Source organism: Niastella caeni, assembly GCF_004834005.1.
GTDB classification, from domain to species: domain Bacteria; phylum Bacteroidota; class Bacteroidia; order Chitinophagales; family Chitinophagaceae; genus Niastella; species Niastella caeni.
In genome coordinates this window covers 17,087-37,247 of sequence record NZ_STFF01000017.1, presented here as the reverse complement: position 1 = coordinate 37,247, position 20,161 = coordinate 17,087, and the positions used below count along the sequence as shown (strand labels likewise).

General features: G+C 43.8%; 10 protein-coding genes. 5 read left to right on the top strand and 5 right to left on the bottom strand.

Going from position 1 to position 20,161, the window contains the following annotated elements:
- Positions 1 to 9: 9 nt before the first annotated feature.
- The 4 genes from FAM09_RS30425 to FAM09_RS30410 all read right to left on the bottom strand — a co-directional run bounded on the left by FAM09_RS30425 (position 10) and on the right by FAM09_RS30410 (position 8,870).
- Positions 10 to 1,554: a right-handed parallel beta-helix repeat-containing protein gene (locus tag FAM09_RS30425; RefSeq protein ID WP_166437325.1), complete on the bottom strand. Its 1,545-nt coding sequence runs from the start codon at positions 1,552 to 1,554 to the stop codon at positions 10 to 12.
- Positions 1,555 to 1,713: 159 nt separating this feature from the next.
- Positions 1,714 to 2,343 (bottom strand): response regulator, encoded by a 630-nt coding sequence (locus tag FAM09_RS30420; RefSeq protein WP_136580952.1) that lies wholly within the window; start codon positions 2,341 to 2,343, stop codon positions 1,714 to 1,716.
- A gap of 3 nt (positions 2,344 to 2,346) precedes the next feature.
- Positions 2,347 to 5,343 carry a sensor histidine kinase gene (locus FAM09_RS30415; protein WP_166437324.1) on the bottom strand — a complete coding sequence of 999 codons (2,997 nt, stop codon included), beginning with the start codon at positions 5,341 to 5,343 and terminating at the stop codon, positions 2,347 to 2,349.
- A gap of 332 nt (positions 5,344 to 5,675) precedes the next feature.
- Positions 5,676 to 8,870 (bottom strand): reprolysin-like metallopeptidase, encoded by a 3,195-nt coding sequence (locus tag FAM09_RS30410; protein ID WP_136580950.1) that lies wholly within the window; start codon positions 8,868 to 8,870, stop codon positions 5,676 to 5,678.
- A 510-nt stretch (positions 8,871 to 9,380) separates the two neighbouring features.
- Here FAM09_RS30410 and FAM09_RS30405 point away from each other — a divergent pair.
- The 4 genes from FAM09_RS30405 (at position 9,381) to FAM09_RS30390 (ending at position 16,294) form a co-directional block, all read left to right on the top strand.
- A complete protein-coding gene (locus FAM09_RS30405; protein ID WP_136580949.1) occupies positions 9,381 to 9,911 on the top strand; it encodes an RNA polymerase sigma-70 factor in 531 nt (176 codons plus the stop codon).
- A 57-nt stretch (positions 9,912 to 9,968) separates the two neighbouring features.
- A complete protein-coding gene (locus FAM09_RS30400) occupies positions 9,969 to 11,027 on the top strand; it encodes a FecR family protein (protein WP_136580948.1) in 1,059 nt (352 codons plus the stop codon).
- 181 nt (positions 11,028 to 11,208) lie between these two features.
- Entirely contained in the window at positions 11,209 to 14,547 is a 3,339-nt protein-coding gene (locus FAM09_RS30395; RefSeq protein WP_243751815.1) for a SusC/RagA family TonB-linked outer membrane protein, read from the top strand.
- 25 nt (positions 14,548 to 14,572) lie between these two features.
- Positions 14,573 to 16,294, top strand: a complete 1,722-nt coding sequence (locus FAM09_RS30390; RefSeq protein WP_136580947.1) for a RagB/SusD family nutrient uptake outer membrane protein — start codon at positions 14,573 to 14,575, stop codon at positions 16,292 to 16,294.
- 117 nt (positions 16,295 to 16,411) lie between these two features.
- On the opposite strand, the gene FAM09_RS30385 is transcribed toward FAM09_RS30390, so the two are convergent.
- The gene (locus tag FAM09_RS30385) at positions 16,412 to 18,691 is read right to left on the bottom strand and encodes a TonB-dependent receptor (RefSeq protein WP_136580946.1); all 2,280 of its coding nucleotides are present in this window, start codon (positions 18,689 to 18,691) and stop codon (positions 16,412 to 16,414) included.
- A gap of 223 nt (positions 18,692 to 18,914) precedes the next feature.
- On the opposite strand from FAM09_RS30385, the gene FAM09_RS30380 reads away from it, so the two are divergent.
- Positions 18,915 to 20,111 carry an aminotransferase class V-fold PLP-dependent enzyme gene (locus tag FAM09_RS30380; protein ID WP_136580945.1) on the top strand — a complete coding sequence of 399 codons (1,197 nt, stop codon included), beginning with the start codon at positions 18,915 to 18,917 and terminating at the stop codon, positions 20,109 to 20,111.
- Positions 20,112 to 20,161: the final 50 nt, after the last annotated feature.

Genomic DNA, 20,161 nt, shown 5'->3' with positions numbered 1-20,161 from the left:
CTTATTTGATTATTGTTGCTGATAGGCGCCCATGTCAACTGCTCCATTAACTACGCGTGGCTTACCATCCAGATCCTTTTCTGAGGCATCAGTGATCCATGATAAATTACCTGAACGCAAACAGGGACTTCCAGTTTTCACATGCAGGTCAGGAGTGGCTCCCACACTTACGAAAAGCGGGTCCTTGAAGAAAGAATGCGCATCCTGCCCGGTACCGGCTTTATAGGCTGAGAAAGAATCATAACCTGTATTACGCCAGTTGATCCAGATGTCGTTAGCGTTTCCACTCGGTGTAAACCAGTCATTGTAGTCAAAGCTATTTCCCGATTGCGGCGAAATATTCTCCAGTGAGAACAGGGTATTCTGACTATTGGTATAAAAAACATTATTCCCGATGGTACAATTGGAGGCTTTTGTAATATATATTTCGCCGGAACCATCATTGTCGGTATTGTTTTTAAAAAAACTGTTATTCCTGAAAATACTATTGATCACCTGCCCGGTAGTACCGTCATCATATCCGCCAATAGCAATTCCCGTGATCTGGTTCAGGTAGATCAGGTTATTGGTAACGATGATATTACTGGTGGTGCCATTCTCTTCATGGCCTACTTCTATTCCATAACCGTTTTGATAGGTTATGTTCCGGTCAATTTTAATATCCTTTCCTCCATCCACATAAATACCGCCGCTGGTAGCATAGCTGGCCTTGTTATTGAAGCAGCTATTTCCCCTGATCAAACCATTGCGGGCCTGGTCTACCTGCGAATTGGTACTTACGCCATAATGCCCTAACGCTGCAATGCCAATATTCGCATTGTCGTGTACTTTGTTATTGGTAATAGTAAATCCGTCGATGTTGCCATCTAAAGATAAGGCTTCGCTGAAGCCGGTGATATTATTGGCAAATTCACAACTATCAATAACCAGGTTCGTAATGGCATTTGCCTGAGCGGTCCCATATCCGAATGCAATGAAAGGTTGTGCATTTTGATTGGCATTCGGTATGGTAGATGCATTACTGGTCCAGTTAATTTTTTTGACCACCACATTTCGGAAGGTTAGATCACTTGCCCCTCCGGTTTTACTTGCCGATACCAGAATACCCATTGCGTTGTTCTTTGTAATATTTTGAACAGTGAGGTTGCTGAATGTGAGAAACTTCTTGTCGGTAATGGTAAGAATGGTAGTGCCGGTTATTTTTGATCCGTCAATGATCACCTGTTCATTATTGTAATTCGTAAATGTAACAGGGTTTCCCGCAGTACCGTTAACCCGTACGGTCAGTTGCTCATAGTAAACGCCGCCCCGGATCTTTACCGTGCTTCCGGCCACGGCAGCATCAAAAGATTTTTGAATTGTTTTCCAGGCTGTGGCAGGGGTCCGACCGTCATTCTGGTTGTTGCCCTGCGCTCCATCAACATAATACACCTGGGCTGCGGCCTTACCGGCAGGATTATTCTCCGTATTTTCTGTATCCTCAGGATTTACAGCACGCTCTTTTTTACAGGAAAAGCAAAAAAACAGAACAGATAGCAAAAAAATGTTACGCATTAACATAAGGTTTGATTATTAGAGGGAAGTACAAGAAAAAATAGTGCCGTTTTCCCCGTAACATTAATTTGTAAGTAAAGCTGTTGTAACGTTATTGCTTATATGCAAACTGGTTTGCATATAAGACAGGCATAGTGCAACATCCAACTTGCTTTTTTGCTAATCTTTTTTGAATAACTGAACCATTTGGGTGAGTTCAACTATATTCGAAACACCCAGCTTCTCCATAATATTAGCTTTGTGGGTGCTAACCGTTGAAATATGCAGAAATAGCATTTCGGCAATTTCTGAAACATTCTTTCCCTGCACCAGGTGATTCATGATCTCAAGCTCCCTGATACTAAGGCTATCAAATGGAGTGCCTGCCTGGATGTCTTTATCCTTCAGGGTTAGTATATTGTTCAGGTCATTCCCAAGATATTTTCGATTGTTCATGATGGCCACAATGCCAAGCCTTACCTCCGAAGGTTCAGCTTCCTTATTGATAAATCCTTTCACGCCCATGGCCAGGTATTTTTTTGCATAAATGGCCGCATTGCTCATCGAGAAGATCATCACTTTCTGATCGGGTTTAAGGGTAAAGATGTTTTTCAGAAGGCGAGGGGAGTCCATTCCAGGCATCGTTATATCCAGAATAATCAGGTCGTATCCTTTGCTCTGTATTTTTTTCCATACACAATCGCCATTACTGCATTCATCTATTTCCGCATTAGAGTACTCCTCTTTTATAATAAGGCCAAGTCCGGTCCTTACAATATGATGATCATCCGCCAGTAAAAATTTATTCATATGCTACCCCTTATTTTCAAAAGTTATGGTAATTATATTACCCTTGTCATTGCCCGGCACAATGTCAAGTGAGCCATGTAACCTGTCCAGGATCTCAATAATGATCTTGTAACCCCACCCACCGTGCAGGGAAGGATTAAAACTTTTATTAAGAATACGTGCTACCAGTTCTTTATTCATGGTATCACCTTCATCGGTCAAAATAATGCGGGTGGTGGTTGCATCCTGGATCCCTTCAATCGTTATGGTGCCTTCGGATGTATATTTATTGGCATTGTCAACCAGGTTTCTCAGCACCAGGCTTAACAGGCTGGCATCTGTATGCAGTGTAACAGGTGACGGCACCAGGTTGCTGAAGGTATTTTTTTGAAGCTGGGCGCCCATTTCATAAAGGGAGATAATTTCAGCCACAAGGTCCCGCAACACTATTTTTTCCCGTTTAATAACAAAGCCTTCTTTTTGCATATTGGTAAACACAAAGAAGTCCTGGGTAAAATCGTATATTTCGTTGGTGGCGTTCTCGAATTGAAACAGGATCTGCGACAGTTCCTTATCTGCTGAAGCTTTATGGTTATTATACATTCGCCTGGCCAACATGTGCAGGAACCGGAGCGGCGACCGCAGATCGTGCAGGATAGCTGAGATCATTAACTCTTTTACCCGGTTACTCTCTGATAATTGTACTGTTCTTTCATCTACCTTTTGCTGCAGCAATTGCGCTCGTTTTACCTGGTAGTTATACCGCAACCTGAAAAATAATAGAAATGTTCCTATTGCCAGCCCGCCCAACAGACATTTGAACCATACCTGTTCATACCAGTAAGGAAGTATGGTTAACTGGAAATTATTATAGGTGTAGTGCGCATGGGGGGTCTGACTTCTCACAGTAAGCGTGTACTTACCGCTGTTCAGGTTTGTTATTATGAGTTTACCGTCAGCGTTTACCGGGTACCATTTATCATTCAATTCTTTTATAGCATATTCAAGATGCAGATTGACTTTGTTACCAAAATATGGAGCGGAAATTTCAAAGATCAAAGAGCCGGCATCCTGTGTTGCTACCAGTTTGTCTTTTACTACTATTCTTTTATCATCTGCCGTTACCTGCTCTATAATGATATTCTTATCGGGCAGATCGATACTAACGCTGTCTGGATTGAACCGTACAAGGCCATCAATGGAGGGAAACGAAAACCAGCCATCCCTGGTTTCAATGCCGCAGGGCGTGCATGAATTAAATTCATTGGAACTAAATCCATATGCTTTATCAACATAATAATAATAAACCTGGGTCTGAATGCCTGCCGCATAATCATCCAGCTCTTTTTTAGCCACCCTGAACAATCCTTTGTTGGTGGGGATCCAGAAGTAGCCATGCCTGTCTTCCATAAAACAATGTGCAGTGACAAGGGCATTCCTGCTATCCATAGGCATTTTGATGAATTGATTTTGGTAGAATTTGTACATGCCCTGTCCGTAAGTGCCGATCCAAATGCTGCTATCGGTTGCCACATGAATGACAGAGACTGATTTTTTTTCCATGCCAGGCATCGGGCGCAACAAATTTTTCTTCAGATCATAGGTAAATAAGCCTGCCCACGTGCCTATCCATAATATATTAGGCGTAATTGCCCTGAGGGCAGAGATCTCTTCGTCCTTTGCCAGGCCAAGATCATTCACTAAAATCGTATCTGCTGTTCCGGTGCGCCTGAAGACCTGGTGCTTGTTGCTATAGATGAGCTCTTTATTTTCCGTTTCAATAATGCCGGTAAGAAAATAGCCCAGGTGTTTCACATCTGTAAAAGCACGCAGCTGGCCATCGGTCTTTTTAAGTAATTTGGATTCAGAGTACCAGATGGCGCCATCGGATGCCTGGAACAGAACATGCTTGTCGAAATTTCGGGTAGCGGGAAAGGGAACATGATCTTTGCTGGAATAATTTAGAATGCCTGTACAGGTAAGTATGCGTTGCCCCGGTAATTCAATTTGTGAAGTCTGGCTATTGGCTGCGAAGCCGGGTTTATTAAATAAAAGCCTTTCAAATTCATGCAGCTTCAGCACATACAACCCGCTTGTCATGGACCCTACATAAAGGATCTTGTGATCTTCCTCATAGATCATACATTTGATGTCTTCAACAGGTATATTGGCTGCCAGCAATTTATAGTCCAACACGTTGTTGACCATCCTAAGTTGCAGGATGGTATCTTTACAAATCATCAGGGTATGTGTACCATCCCGTTTGATTTTTAAACTGGTTTGCACCGGGTCTTGGGCTGCTTTGGCTTCAGCAATTAACAGTTGCAGCAGGGGAGCGGTACAACTAATATTTTTTTGCAGGGTCCCATTCCTGAATGCCAGCAGGCGATACTGATCATCTATATAAAAATAAAGATCGTTTACCATGAACTGAAGGGCCGGCTTACGGCCGGTAATTTCAGGCAATACCGTTAAGCTGCGCGTATTTTCATCGAGGAAGTAAGTATGGCCGGCATAAGGGAAATATGCCTGCCGTTCATTCACGGTAACCAGCGCATGGCTGGTTGCCAGTTTTTGGAGCAATTGTTTATGCACCCCTTCCTTACTATTATATGTTTTGTAAATACCAGGGTAAGAAAAAAGGTGGCTGTTGGGAGCGATCAACGCGTGATGCGGAGAGGCGGAAATGACGCTATCAGTCACAATCTGGTAGTCATCGGTTATAGTGAGGATACGACTGCTGTCAGCCGTTGGTTTAATAAAGATCCTGTTGGTTCCCGGCGCTTGTTGTGACAGTAAAAATTCATTCCAAAATAAAGCCGGACTATTCTGTGTATTGTATTCCCTGAAATTTTTGCCATCAAATCGAACGATGCCCATTTGGGTGGTCAGCCACAGGAACCCGTTTTTATCAAAGGCCATACCTGTGATACTGTTCTGCGGAAGGGCATTATCGCTGTTGTAATGGGTTATACTATACCCGTTCGTGAGCGCTTGCTCCTTTGACGGCAGCCATCCCAAAAGCCAACATACAATTAATAATAGTGCCCTTAACCGGCGGCTAATCATGGTGTTATCAGGTCAATTAATGTGCTAACTACACTTCAATATATAATTAATTTATTTATAAAAAGGGCCCCTGACCATATTTTTCAAAAAAATAGATGATATTTTGGTAACTCGCTATTTTCAAAAATTGCTGATTTTGGAATTTCGGGATTTTTAGATTTATAAAAATGCCAAACATAATGAAATCCCGAAATCTCAAATCTCAAAATCAGAAATAAGCGGCTTCAAATAAAAACGGGACTAACCTTTTGGTCAATCCCGTTTTCCAACTTACTACTCACCATTTACTGTTTAATGATCTTCGTCATATTCACTTCCTTTCCTCCGTTCTTAATTCTCATCATATAAACACCTGCAGGCAATGCAGAAATATCAAGTTGCGAGTTACCCGTGCTCACCTGGCGATGCAATACCACGCGGCCATTCACATCGAACATGCTCACCACTGAATTTCCTGTGTAACCTGTAAGGTTAACGTTCACTACATTTTTTACAGGGTTCGGGAATACATCCACTTTCTGTACATCGGTAGTAAGACCTTCGGTTCCGCCGCGGCTGGCTGTACCTAATTGTACCCGTAATGTATAACAAGAAGTAGCACTATTGGCCCCGTTGTAACCATATACCTGTGCATAATAGGTACCCGCAGTGTAGGTTCTGCTAATAGTTTCATTGCTGGTGCCGCCTGCCTGTGAAATAGCGAGCTGTGTACCTGCGCTGTTCAGCACCCTCAGGTCATAATCAAAAGGCACCGTTGTTAATGTAACAGTGGCAGTACCACCGGTAGTGATCACAAATCTATAATTATCAATATCACCACTTGGGCTGATGAGACCAGTGATATTGGTATTAAATGGAATGGTTGCTGCTCCGGTAATTGTTCCATTGGTTGATGTATCCTTTGGACTTGCGCAACCTGTTGCGGTGGTAGTGAACTGTGCAGTAGCATATACACTGCTGCCTGCTGAACAGTTTGCTCTTACCCGCCAATCATATAATGTGCCTGATGTTAATCCGCTTAATGTAACAGACGTGGCTGTGGTGGCGGTTGCAGCACTGATCCATGTAGAAGAGGAATTAGCTTTATAATCCACCGAATAACTCGAAGCGCCGCTTACGGCTGCATAGCTAACAGTAGCGCCGGTAGTTGTTATAGCTGAACTGGTTAAACCAGTGGGCGTACCACAGGTTGATGTAGTGGTAAACTGTGCTGCTGTATACGCACTGCTGCCGCTGGCGCAATTGGTTCTTACCCTGTAATCATAAGTAGTTGCCTGTGTAAGACCTGTTAAGCCAACAGAAGTAGCTGTTGTTGCGGTTGCCGCATTGGTCCATGTAGAAGATGAGGTAAGCTTATAATCCACATCATACGATACACCGCCGCTCACTGCTGTCCATCCTACGGTAGCAGATGTAGTGGTAATAGCAGAAGCTGTTAACCCTGCGGGTGAAGCACAGCCTGAACCGGATGTAATGGTGAAGTTGGTATTGGAAATATCAAAGAAAATATTTCCTACGGCTTCTATTTTTACTCTGGCTGTTGTGGTGGGTGTATTAGGAATAGTTACCACCTCGCTACCGTCGTTAGCCGTACTGGCCACTAAGGTGTTGAATGTAGTGCCGCCATCTGTAGAGATGGATATTTTTACATTGGCGCAACTTACAGGCGCTGCTGTTGTGCTGGCTACATTCCAGGTTATGGTTTGTGATGAATTGCCCGCCCATGATACAGCCGTATTAGGAGCCGTCACCGTAAATGGCCCTGATGTATTGGTAACGGTCACTGTCATGTCGGCAAAATTGGTTTGCCCGATGGTTACCGGTGCTGTAGAACTATAAGGCGCGTTATCCCTTACTGTTAACCGGAAGTTCAACGTTCTTGAAACAGAGCTCAATGCTTCGGTATTGGCGCCCGCATCACCACCTGTTAATGGACCGCTCACCAGGCCGCCTGCAAGAATAGTCGACATTTTGGGGAAATATCTTGTTGGCGACGTGCTGGGGGCAAATGTGATCCAATTGGGGCCGGAAGCTTTGGTAGCGCTGGCCACACTGTTACTTCCTGTTTGTGATGAGGAAGCATTATTATTTTGCTCCCAGCTATAAGTGAGCACGTCACCCGCATTGGCATCAGTAGCTGAACCGGTCAGTGCAAACGGGGTGCTGATAGGAATAGTGTAATTACTGCCGGCATTTACAACCGGGGTGGCGTTATTGCCCGATATAATGGTAGTTACCGGGCAGGTCTTGGTTGCCAAATTAGCCTGGATCTGTGCAATGGAAGCGGCATGAAAATACTCAATAGAATGTGGCGCAAGGTCCTGGCCGGTTATACCGGCATAACCCATAATCGTAATGCCGGAACCAGGTTCAACATTAACCCCTGTGCCTTCATTGCCATGGGAGAACGTATGGTTGGCGCCCAACTGGTGCCCTACTTCATGCACTACGTAATCGATATCGAAATTATCTCCCTGCGGAATGCCATCGGCAGGAGAAGTATAGCCGCTTCCTTTTGAATTGTTGACACAAACGCAACCGATACAACCCGCGTTACCGCCACCGCCGGTTGCCCCGAACAGGTGGCCAATATCATAATTCGCTGCGCCGATCACAGAGGTCAATGTATTTTGTAACTCGCTGTTCCATGCGCCGCCTGCGCCTGAGCTGGCCGGGGAGTAGGGATCTGTTGAGGGATTATAATAGAACACGCTGGTACTTGCCGCCACCAGGTTCAGATGGAGCGCCAGGTCCTTTTCATAAACACCATTGCAACGGGTAAGCGTTGCATTGACTGCCGCCAGCACCAGGGCAACCTGTGAAGCGCTTGTGGCCCCAAAATAATTGGAGTATTCGGCCGTAACTGATTGAGCCAGTCGCATTGTTTTGGCATCACCGGTTGACCTGGCCGTAACGTTATTTACCTGGTTACCTATACTCGTTGCCAATTGCTGCTCTGGCGTAGAGCACTTCCATGGTAAAGACCTCGGTTGTTTTTTGAATACAGCGTAAATAGTGTGGTCGGCAGAATAAGGTTCAATGAATTCAGTTTCCTTTCCCGTACGGAAGACCATTGTTTGGATCCCCTGTGGTGAAATACTCAACTTTACGGTGGCATGTTTGTCGGTAATGCCTTTTCCCGAAAATGCTCTTATTTCAGGAAACTGCGCCTGCAATGCCGGCTCGAAATTGGAAGCTTCAACAATTTCGAACTGCTCAATTTGTCCGTCTGCATTAGGCAATGTGATAATTGTTGAAGGCGCCGCAAATGCTTTACCTACAGCTTTAAATACCTGGGTCCTTAAAGGAGTAAAATTCACATCATATAATTTGAAATCGGTGGGAAATGCAAGCCGGGCTACGGCTTTGTCGGTAATGATCCTGGTGTTATTGGGTAGTAACCTCCAGTTGTAAAGATCCTGTGCAAGCAATGTTGTACTGCACAACAATGCTGTTGCGAAGAGCAAAATTTTTCTCATGTGTAGTTGTGATTTAATAGCAAAAAATGGTATCAGGATAAATTTAGTTTAATTTTCTCCGATTTCAATTGTACCGGCACACAATGCACACCACATTACCCATACACCATGAGTTCTGGTATATTTGTCTAATACTGAAAGCGTTATTGATCAAATTGAATTTTTGAATAAGCTTATATATCCCGCAGCCTGGCCTGGAAAGGAGTGGCGCTATTTCGTTTCCCTTTCAACAGTAATGAAAGCAGCCTTTACATGAAGCAGGCAATAAACAAAGCCGTGGAAAGCGGGAATGAATACCTGATGGCGCAATTTTTTCTTAACCGACCGGTTGTTTGGCCGGCGAACCTCGTCACATCATCATAACTTATTGATTTTGTTTTGTTATAAATTGATCTGCGTTGTGCTTTTTAAGTTTAATTTGCGAAAAACTTACGAATAGCTCAAATAACTTAATTCATAGTTAGAATAGTGAAACTTGCCGCCCATGAGATATTGATCTTGCAGAAAAAAATGTCTTTTTTACAGGACGAAGAATCATACAAGAAATTATTCTATCATTTTTATCCTGTTTTATTAAGTTTTTCTACATCTATTCTCAACAATAAGGAGGATGCAGAGGAAGTTGTATCGGAAGTGATGCTTAAGGTTTGGACGATGGGCGAGGACTTAAACCATGTTGAAAACCTAACCGTTTATCTATTTAAGGCCGCGCGGAATAAAGCATATGATGTACTAAGAAAGAAAAACCGCGAAATTCCTACCGTTGCCATCTCTGATAATATACAGGAATATGCAATTGATAAAAATTCCCCTGAGAGTTTATATGCCAAAGGCGAGTTGGAGCAATATATTGGCAAAATAATCCGCGCGTTACCTACCCAATCTCAACTGGTATTCCGTTTGGTGAAAGAACAAGGCCTGCCTTATAAACAGGTGACCGAAGTACTTGGGATCTCACTCAATACAGCCGAAACACATATGCGTCTTGCGCTAAAAAAGATACGCACGGCGTTGGATGCGTATCTGCATGAAAAAAAATAATTTTTCCATCATTCACGGCAAGCTCCTTTCCATTCGTCTATTCAAATATACAATTGTATGCATCCATCTGTAGAAAATAGGTTTTATGATTTACTCGGCCGCAAACTTGCCGGGGAATTTCAGGCATCAGAACTGGAAGAGCTGGAATCTATTCTTCAGGTCCACCCGGAGTTGCAAATATTTTATGATCAAATTATAGCGTATTCATCCGAAGTGTCGGATGTTGATATTGAGACCGCGTATTTAGCGCATCGTGCGAAAATGATGAAGTCCGATAAAATGGGGGAGCAGAATAAAATATACAAGGGCGATTTTTCTGTTAAACGGGTCCTGGTCAGAACGCTGGTTGCCGCATCTGCCATTTTAGTTCTGGGGGTAACGTGGCTATTGGTAAAGAAGAATGAACCGGTACAAGATAATAAACTTACTACTGTTGCAACAGGCACCCAAAGAGAAGCAAGGTCTACCATGACCTTACCCGATGGTTCTATTGTGAGGCTTAACGCGAAGAGCAGGGTTAGTTATGCAGAAGGATTTGGCAAAACAACAAGAGAGGTGTTCCTGACAGGGGAAGCTTACTTTGAAGTAACACATAATGAAGCCATTCCTTTTATTGTTCACACCGATGAGGCGGATATTAAAGTGTTGGGTACCAGGTTCAATGTGCGTAACTATTCAAATGAACAAAAGATGGAGGCCGCGTTACTGACGGGGAGCATTGAATTGACGTTGCGTGCCAATGCACAACATAAAGTTCTTTTGAAACCGTCTGAAAAAATTATTGTAAAGAAAAATGCGGATGACGATAAGGATAAAATGCCTTCCGGCGGCGATAAAAAAGTGGAGCTAACAAGTATAAAGGTCCAGGATAGTGTTATAGTTGAAACTTCGTGGCTGAATGACAAGATGGCTTTTTTTGATAAACCATTTTCGGAAATAGCATTGGACCTGGAACGACAGTTTGATGTAAAGATCGAGTTTAAAAATAAGGTGATAAGCGGGTATAAGTACACGGGTGTTTATGATGAAGATAATGCAGGGGATATTTTAAAAATATTACAAATGATCAAACCATTCCATTATACCATTAGCAACAAACAAATTACCATTTATTAAAACCCGGCGACAATGATTTAACAAGCTTTACATGCTGTAAAAAAAGTGGAGAATATCGCCATATTCCCCACTTCAGATTTAAACGAAATCTTAGTTCTAAAAACCAAACAAATTTATGAAAATTAGCGATTGCTTTTTTTCTGTAAGGGCCTTTTTATGCTTACGGAAAATTAAACTGCTTATGAGATTATCTACGGTATTTGTTTTTATCGCCTTACAGGTATCTGCTAAAAACCATGCGCAAGAGGCTATTAATCTAAAAGTTGTCAATGGAAGTATTCAGGAGATCTTCAGGAAGATTGAAGGTCAGACCAAATACCGGTTTTTTTATAGCAGCGATGACCTGCCGGCCAATCAACGATTCTCCATTGACATTGAAAATGCGGGGATCAACCAAACGCTTTCTGCGTTGTTTAATGGAACCAATTACAACTGGAAACTGATACCTGCTTACAAGGTTGTCGTCTCTCTTTCCAATCAAACATTTGTCGCCAGCGCGAAGTATAAACGAATTACCGGTACAGTTCGTACCGAAGCCGGAATACCAATTGCCGGGGCTTCCATTAAAGTTAAAAATACAACCAGGGGTACAAGCTCCGACAACGACGGCAATTTTGCCATTGAGGCAAAGGAGGGCGATATGCTCGAGATCTCCGCAATAAATTATGAACCGGTTGAAATTACTATTGGTAATGCTGCCCAGGTTGCTGTGACCTTAAAGCTTAGCGACGCTGTTTTAAGTGACGTGGTAGTAATAGGTTACGGTACAAGAAAACGCCAGGACGTTACTGGCGCGGTAGTGAAGGCCAACTTACAGGTGCAAAAGCAATCGCCCAACTCGAATGTGATGTCGGCTTTAAGAGGAACTGTTCCGGGACTTACCGTGGGGCAAACCACACAGGCGGGCACTGACCCTACGCTGATGGTCCGTGGCCGAAACTCTATTTCCGGAACTACTGCTCCACTGATCGTACTGGACGGTTTAATATACAGGGGATCGATGACTTCTATTAACCCCGCAGACATTTTAAGCATAGACCTGTTAAAAGATGCAAGCGCCGCTGCCGTATATGGTTCGCAGGCGTCGAACGGTGTTGTGCTCATTACTACAAAAAGCGGCGCCAGCGGAATGGACAAGACAACAGTTGATTATTCCGGATCTTATTCCATTCAGGAAATGACAAAAAAAGAAATGAAGCCCATGACGGGCGATCAGTATATACAAAAATTGGGAGATTGGTATCTGTCTGAAAGCAGGGACCCCGGCGACCCCACCAAAATGAACCCTAACTGGGACCCCAGCACTAAACTGGCTGCAGTTGAGGCCAGCAATTATAAAAACGGCTATACGGCAGACTGGTGGAGCCTGCTTACCAACCCAAGCCCCCGGATCCAGAATCATTCCATTGGCATCAGTGGCAGATCAAAGAAGACCAAATTTTATTTTGGCTACGGTTTCTTTGATCAAAGGAACCTGATATTAAATGATAATTACAGCAGGCACAGCTTACGGTTGAACCTTGATACAAAAGTATTTGACTGGATGACGATCGGTGCGCAAACAGGATTATCCATTAACGATTATAGCGGCGTATCTCCAACGTTTACCGATATCACGTACTTAAAGCCTTTTACCCTGCCTTTTGATCCCACAACGGGCCAGATGCTGCAATTTTATGCAAACACCACCACGCCAACGGCTATAGAGCTGCTGAAAAGATCGAGAGACAAGGATAGGAACCTCAACTTCATAGGTAATGTGTACGCCAGCGTAGACATCCCTTATGTGAAAGGATTAAACTATCGGGTGAATTTCGGGAACAATTATATAACCTATAACAGGTTTAATTACAGTGCTCCGAATGTGGAAGCAACGGCCTATAAACGATATGAGGCAGATTATTTTCTCACTATCGATAATATCCTGACTTATAAAAAAGAATTTGGCTTACATGGAGTGGATGTTACCCTGCTATATGGCGCTGAAATAAACAAACATGACGGCGCCAGCACTACAGCGGCAGGCATCCTCAATGGGGCGTTATCTTACGACAGGCTGGATGTTGGCGATGCCTCGCGGCTTACTGTATCTAATGATGGTAACATACTGCCCTGGAAGGAACAGGCGCTTTATCAAATGGCGCGGGCTTCCTACTCATATGATGGAAAATACATTCTCACCGGTACGGTAAGAAGGGATGGCTTCTCTGGTTTTTCGAGCAAAAACAAGACCGCCACATTCCCTTCTCTTGCTTTTGCATGGCGGGTGAGCAGAGAAAATTTTATGCAATCCTATTCATGGATAAATGATCTTAAACTGCGGGTATCCTACGGGTCTACAGGTAACAGAACTGTAGGCAGGTATCAAACCCTGTCTCAAATCAGTGTTGGTTTGGGGAATGGCTATTTATATGGTACCTCGGGAGGTGCGCAGTTGGGATCATTCCTTTCGCAGTTGCCCAATCCGAATTTAAAATGGGAAACCACCAACTCGACCAATACCGGTTTAGACTTTTCATTGTTAAATAACCGGCTTTCCGGATCGTTGGATATCTATTTCTCTCAATCAAAGAACCTGCTGAACGCGAGGGCCACACCTGCTGTAACCGGATTTGGCACCTACCTGATCAACATCGGTAAAATTCAAAACAGAGGCCAGGAGTTAAATATCACAGGTGTTCCGGTTTCTACAAAAAATTTCAAATGGGATGTAACGGTTAATTTCTTCCGGAACAGGAATAAGATCCTGGATATTGACGGAACAGGTAAAGACCTGATCACTGCAAATGACCCTATTCTGAGTTTCTTTATTGGTCAGCCCTATGGCGTAGTGTATGATTATAAGATCACCGGCATGTATCAATTGGGCGAGACTGTTCCTTCAACGTTGGCAGCACAGGGCTTTAAGGCGGGACAATACAAGATCGAAGATGTTGGCAACAAGGACGGCGTGATTACACCCGACGACAAGCAAATCATAGGAAAGCTGGACCCCTCGTACAGTGTAGGTATTTCAAATAGTTTTACCTATAAGAACTTTCAATTAAAATTCTTTATCAATTCTATTCAGGGCGGGAAGAACGGATACCTGGGTAAGCCTGGGATCATGTTGCAAAACCCTGATAATATCAGAAATAACAATGTCTTTCCTTTCGACTACTGGACACCCAATAACCCCGGCGCAAAGTACAGAAGCATAGCTGCCTATGTGGCTACGCTGGGCGAGAATTTCTGGCCTTATATGTCAAGAAGTTTTGTTCGTCTGCAGGATGTGACGCTTACTTATAGTTTGCCAGATGGTATGCTGAGGCGGTTAAAAGGAGTAAAGGCATTAAGTGTTTATGTGAATGCGCAAAACCTGCTGACCATTACCGATTGGGATGGTTGGGACCCGGAAGCAAACCCACCTTCCAGTCAAAGGTCAACGACGGGACAAAGAATGCCGGGCGGGTTGGGATTAGACCAAAATGGATACCCGGTAATGAAGAACTATTCGTTGGGAGTAAACGTATCATTTTAAGGGTTATACAATTAAACTGTAAGACATGAAAAAAATATTATTTCGGATATATATTCTTATGATGGGAACTATTTTGTTCTCATGCAGCAAGAGCTTTCTGGACGAAGATCCACTCTCGATATACACGCCTGATAACTCGCTGCAAACTGCAGCACAATTTCAGCAGGCTATTAATGTGGTATACAACGGCGTAAGGAATGTTTATATGGGAAATATGAACGTTACCAGCAACCTCGATGTGTATTTTGGATTGTATTATGCCACTGATTTTGCCTACAATGCAACGGACTACGATCCCGCTGCAAAATTGAATGCCTATAAGGCTACCATGGTGCCCAGTTATTTTATTCCTACAAATATCTGGACGGTGTATTATAAGATCATCACCAATGCCAACCTGGTTATTGCCAGAGTGCCCAACGCCGCTCAACTATCTGATGCGGACAAGAATAGTTTCCTTGGACAGGCATTGTTTTTCAGGGCCTGGGCATATAATACCCTGGCCAACCTATATGGTGGCGTACCTATTGAGCTGAATGAACTGACAGAGCCCAGGTTTGATTATGTACGGGCTACCAGGGATGAGGTATATCAGCAATGCAGGAAGGACCTGGAGCAGGCAATAGGATTATTAAAAAACATCAATGAGGTAAGCGATGGTGCAGTAAATAAACAAATCGCGCAACACATATTGACCGAAGTGCTTATTTCTTTAAAAGATTATGATGGCGCAATTGCCAGTGCCACCAGTGTGATCAATTATTCCGGCGTGTCTTTGATGAAAAGCCGGTTTGGAAGAAGGGCCACTACGCCGGGAGATGTATACCGTGATCTGTTTGAGTACAACAATCAAAATTACAGTACGGGCAATAGGGAAGGGCTCCTCGTAATTCAAACTGCCCTGAATAACCCGGCTGCTGTGGGCGATCAAACAGCATGGGCTGTGGTGCCAAGTTTGGGTGGTTTAAGATTTACGGAAACAGGGACCAATACCAAGCGAAATGTTTTATTTAACGGAAATTTTGTAGATAGTATATCTTCCAATGGCATTGGATGGATACGGCCAACGTCCCATTTCTTATATGAAATATGGACCCCGGGCGATATTCGTAATTCATCTTACAATATTGTAAGAGACATCCGTATTTCGGGTGTTGCTTCCACATCGCCCGATTATGGCAAGTGGTACGTAAAAGATGGTTATAAGGCTAAAACATTACCAGCAGATTTCAGGGATACCATCCGTAGTTTCTACCCCGTGATCAGAAAGACATCGCCTTCGGCGGGCGACTTTGTTGCGGTAGCAGGTCCGGCCGTGCAAACCAACATGACGAATCCGTTCGGCGGATTCCTGCTCAATGGCGCTACAAGGCTGTTTATGCAAAAATATGTGGCCCGGGTAGCAGAAACGTACTTACTAAGAGCGGAGGCGTATTTGGGAAAATCCCAAACACAGAAAGCAGCGGATGATATAAACGTGTTAAGAAGCAGGGCTAACGCAACACTGGCTACAGCCGCGGAAATGAATATGGATTATATTCTGGACGAGCGTTTGAGAGAGCTGTATATGGAAGAGTTCAGAGCGGTTACACTTACCCGCCTGGGGCTGTTATACGATCGCGATAAAAGATACAATCCCAAATCTGGGTTGTCTATTGAATCGTATCATAATTTGTGGCCCATACCTTCCAACGAAATAACACAGAATACAGGTGCAGAACTGAAACAAAATCAGGGATACCAATAGTTAAGTTCACTATATGAACAAAGCCTTCCCGAAACATCGGGAAGGCTTTGTTGTTAGCATGTATAGCCATACATGTTGCTATCAATATTGTTATTGTAAATCGTGGTATGATTAGGGTTATTTAAATGAGGTCCTTACAGTTATTACAAAATTTCGTCCCGGCGCTGAAAAGCCGGAAGCAAAATACCTGTAGTTCCGGTCTAATATATTTTCAACAGCCCCCTGCAATATTACCTGATCATTTATTCGTACGGCTGTTCTACAATTTAAAGTGAACCACGAAGGCGTACCTTCTACAGTTGCATACTGCGCATTGTCTTCTCCGTCGGCATTGTATTCATCCAACTTTTTCCAACCGTTGTAGTGCACGAAAAATTCTGCATCTACCAGCCGGCTCTTATATTGAAGGCTTGTTTTACCGAATAAAGGAGGAATATGGTCGAGCGGTTTTTCTTTTACATAGGCCTGAACCATTGCATAAGTCCCATTTGGCTGTCGCTGATAAACGGCTGATGATCTTTTGGTGTCGCTGATCCTAAACCTTCCTTTCGTATAATTGATCGTGCTGTAAAGGGATAATTGCGCCGTGATATTTGCTGTAACAGCAACGCTGCCACCATATACCCAGGCCTTATTGCTGTTTTGATTGGCTATCACCTGGCATAGTGCGCCATTGTATAAAATAGAATCCTGCCCATTCAATTGATAGGGGGCCAGCGTTATAGCATTTCTGAACAACGTATACCAGGCTGATGCTTCCAGTGTTATTTTTCCGGCTATGGTATGATTTACACCTGCCTCTCCACTGTATGTATATTCGGGTTTTATAGCGGCATTGGGAACCACTACGCGCTGAAGCGCGCTGGCCGATTCAAAAACCCTTGCCAGGTCATCGATATTCGGCGCCCTGAAACCTGATGACACATTTACATGCATCCGGGTGGCTTTCGATGGCAGGTATACCACACCCAGGTTCCCTGTTACAGCAAAGGGATCCTGTTTCATATCAGTTACGGGCAGATTAAAGAATGAATTATCGGCTATGGTTGAATGCAGTTTCACCGTTTGCAGGCGGAGGCCATCATTCAGGATCCATTTACCGCCTTTTACCTGAAAACTATGCTGGGCATACAATCCAAAATAGTTCATGTTATTGCTGCCATTGGGATAGCGGCTATCCAGTTTGGTTACAGCCCCTGTTTGCAGGTTAGTACGGTCTGCCACCGATTCCAGGTCGTTCCATTGTGCGTCACCGCCAATAGTGAATGTATGATTGCCAAAGATCTTTTTTGCATCTGCTACAAATCCCCACACTTTAATATGTTCGCGCCTGCTGTCGAAACGGTCATAGCGCCGGAAATCGCGGGTTTGCCGGCTTTCCTGAATGTTTTGGAAACTCAACACCGATCTGATCTCATTGAATAGTCCGCTGAGTTGTTGCGCCTGGAAAGTATAACTGTATTGTTCACGCTCCTGCGGCCCGTAATACCATGCTGCATAACGAAGCGTACCGTTGCGGAGATCCTGAAGCCGGTCATAACGTGGTATATTGCTGCTGTTGGAAAACTGTGCCGTAAACACGTGCGACAGTTTATCATTTTGCCGGAACAGTAATTTATTCATAATATCCCACTGCCTGTAGCCGGAAAATTTCTGGATGCGGCTATCGCTGTTGGGCACAACCGAGTCAACAAAGGAGTTATTCAGTTGCGTAACATAAGCAGGCGTGCTTCCAAAGCCGGCATATTTATCCCGGTAGGCATTGCCCATCTTCATATCCCCAAAATCACTGTAAGTGACAGCGCTTAAAAAGCCGAATTTTTCATAACCAAGATTTATATCGGCGTGAGCGCTCTTTTCTGCATTGGCGCTACTATATCGGAAAAATGAATTGCCCGATGGTGTAAACCGCTCGCCGTTGTTTGCCAACCGGGCCGGTTTGCTGATCATATGTATTGTTCCGCCGAGTGCATCGCTGCCATATTGGGTGGATGAAGGGCCATACATCACTTCCATCCGTTCAAGCATGTTCTGGTCAACGGTAATAATATTCTGCAGATGTCCCGCGCGGTAGATGGCATTGTTCATTCTGATGCCATCAACCACCAAAAGCACCCTGCTGGCCTCAAACCCACGGATTACCGGGCTGCTTCCGCCTTGCTGGCTTTTTTGTACAAACACATTACCTGTACTTATCAGCAGGTCGCCGGTATTTTGCGCATTGACCTTGCTGATATAATTTTTATTCAACACTACAACTTTTTGAGCAACATGCTTTGCAGGGGTATAAAATTTTGTGGCAGACACCACTACTTCCTCCAATGCAGTGGTATCGGTTTGACCGTGGCAAAAATGGCCTGGTATAAGAAGCAGGAAGTACAAAAATGGGTTTCTCATAAATAATTGTAATATGTAAGCAGGGGATAATAGAAAAGACCCGATGTTATCGGGCCTTTGCTTTGTATTCACAATAAAGTGCAAGTAGTCAAATCTTTTTTACTAAAAGGGTAGTAATAATTGGAAAGGGTTTAATCATAATTTGCCCGCCTTCTGATATAGTAAAAATTAATAAATCTGCATCTGTTCCGGCTTTAACAAATTATGTTGCTTTGCATACTATATGGAAATAAAACCTTTTGATAAAGCTGAAATACAGGCATTCAGGATGGAAACCACAGGTACAGCCAATCGCATTCATCTGAATAATGCGGGCGCTGCGCTGCCGCCTGATATCGTAGTGAATACTATGGTAGATTTCCTGCGGGAGGAAGCTTTGTTTGGCGGTTATGAAACAGAAGCCAAATACCGCGCCCAACTAAACCATACGCACACCCTGATTGCACAGCTTATTCATGCGCATCCTGATGAGATAGCCCTGGTAGAAAATGCCAGCGCCGCCTGGGACATTGCTTTTAACGGGCTTCACTTTCAGCAGGGCGACGAAGTGATCGTTTCGGAAATGGAATATGTTTCCAATGTGCTGGGCCTGCTGAACGCACAAAAATTGTATGGTATTGTCATTAAAATGATACCCAATGATGCCGAAGGAAATTTCCCTGTAAACGATTTGGAGGCTGCCATCAATGTCCGAACGAAGTTGATCGCCGTTACACATGTTCCCTCAACGGCAGGTAATGTATTGCCTGTGGCTGCAATAGGGGAAGTGGCCCGAAAACATAATATTGTGTATCTATTAGATGCCTGTCAGTCTGTAGGACAAATGCCGGTAGATGTACAGGCCATAGGATGCGATATGCTGGCCGTAACAGGACGCAAATATTTGCGCGGCCCACGTGGTTCAGGCTTTTTGTATGTACGCAGGCAAATGCTTGATCAGCTAAAACTGTTATTCTTTGACGGCCGCACGGTTAGCAGTGTGAACCAGCAGGATTTTGTGGTGCGGAACGATGCGCAGCGTTTTGAATGGTATGAAAAGAATTTCGCTGTGATCCTTGGCCTTCAGAAATCCGTGGAATATGTGTTGAACATAGGCATAGAACGGATATGGCAACGGATACAATCTTTAGCGTTTTTGTTCAGGCAACGCCTTCGGGAATTGGATGGTATTACGGTGCATGATCAGGGCGATGAACTTTGTGGCATTGTCACCTTTTCCGTATCCGGTGTACCGGCAGCTACCGTTAAAACAAAACTGGCAGCAAAAAACATCAATGTACATATCGGCATCGCCAAGTCCACGTTGTATTATATGAACCGGAAAGGGCTCGATGGCATCATACGTGCGTCTGTGCATTATTACAATACGGAGGAAGAAATAGAAGTGGTATGCCGGGAATTGCGCACAGTATTTTTATAAAACCTGAGAGTGAGCTTCCTGGTTAATTATAAGTACGGTGCTTTTTTTAA

Bases quoted from the DNA above. Each gene is read 5' to 3' on its own strand.
- FAM09_RS30380 (WP_136580945.1), top strand. From the start codon at position 18,915: ATGGAAATAAAACCTTTTGATAAAGCTGAAATACAGGCATTCAGGATG.
- FAM09_RS30420 (WP_136580952.1), bottom strand. From the start codon at position 2,343: ATGAATAAATTTTTACTGGCGGATGATCATCATATTGTAAGGACCGGA.
- FAM09_RS30400 (WP_136580948.1), top strand. From the start codon at position 9,969: ATGCATCCATCTGTAGAAAATAGGTTTTATGATTTACTCGGCCGCAAA.
- FAM09_RS30385 (WP_136580946.1), bottom strand. From the start codon at position 18,691: ATGAGAAACCCATTTTTGTACTTCCTGCTTCTTATACCAGGCCATTTT.
- FAM09_RS30395 (WP_243751815.1), top strand. From the start codon at position 11,209: ATGAGATTATCTACGGTATTTGTTTTTATCGCCTTACAGGTATCTGCT.
- FAM09_RS30425 (WP_166437325.1), bottom strand. From the start codon at position 1,554: ATGCGTAACATTTTTTTGCTATCTGTTCTGTTTTTTTGCTTTTCCTGT.
- FAM09_RS30390 (WP_136580947.1), top strand. From the start codon at position 14,573: ATGAAAAAAATATTATTTCGGATATATATTCTTATGATGGGAACTATT.
- FAM09_RS30405 (WP_136580949.1), top strand. From the start codon at position 9,381: ATGTCTTTTTTACAGGACGAAGAATCATACAAGAAATTATTCTATCAT.
- FAM09_RS30410 (WP_136580950.1), bottom strand. From the start codon at position 8,870: ATGAGAAAAATTTTGCTCTTCGCAACAGCATTGTTGTGCAGTACAACA.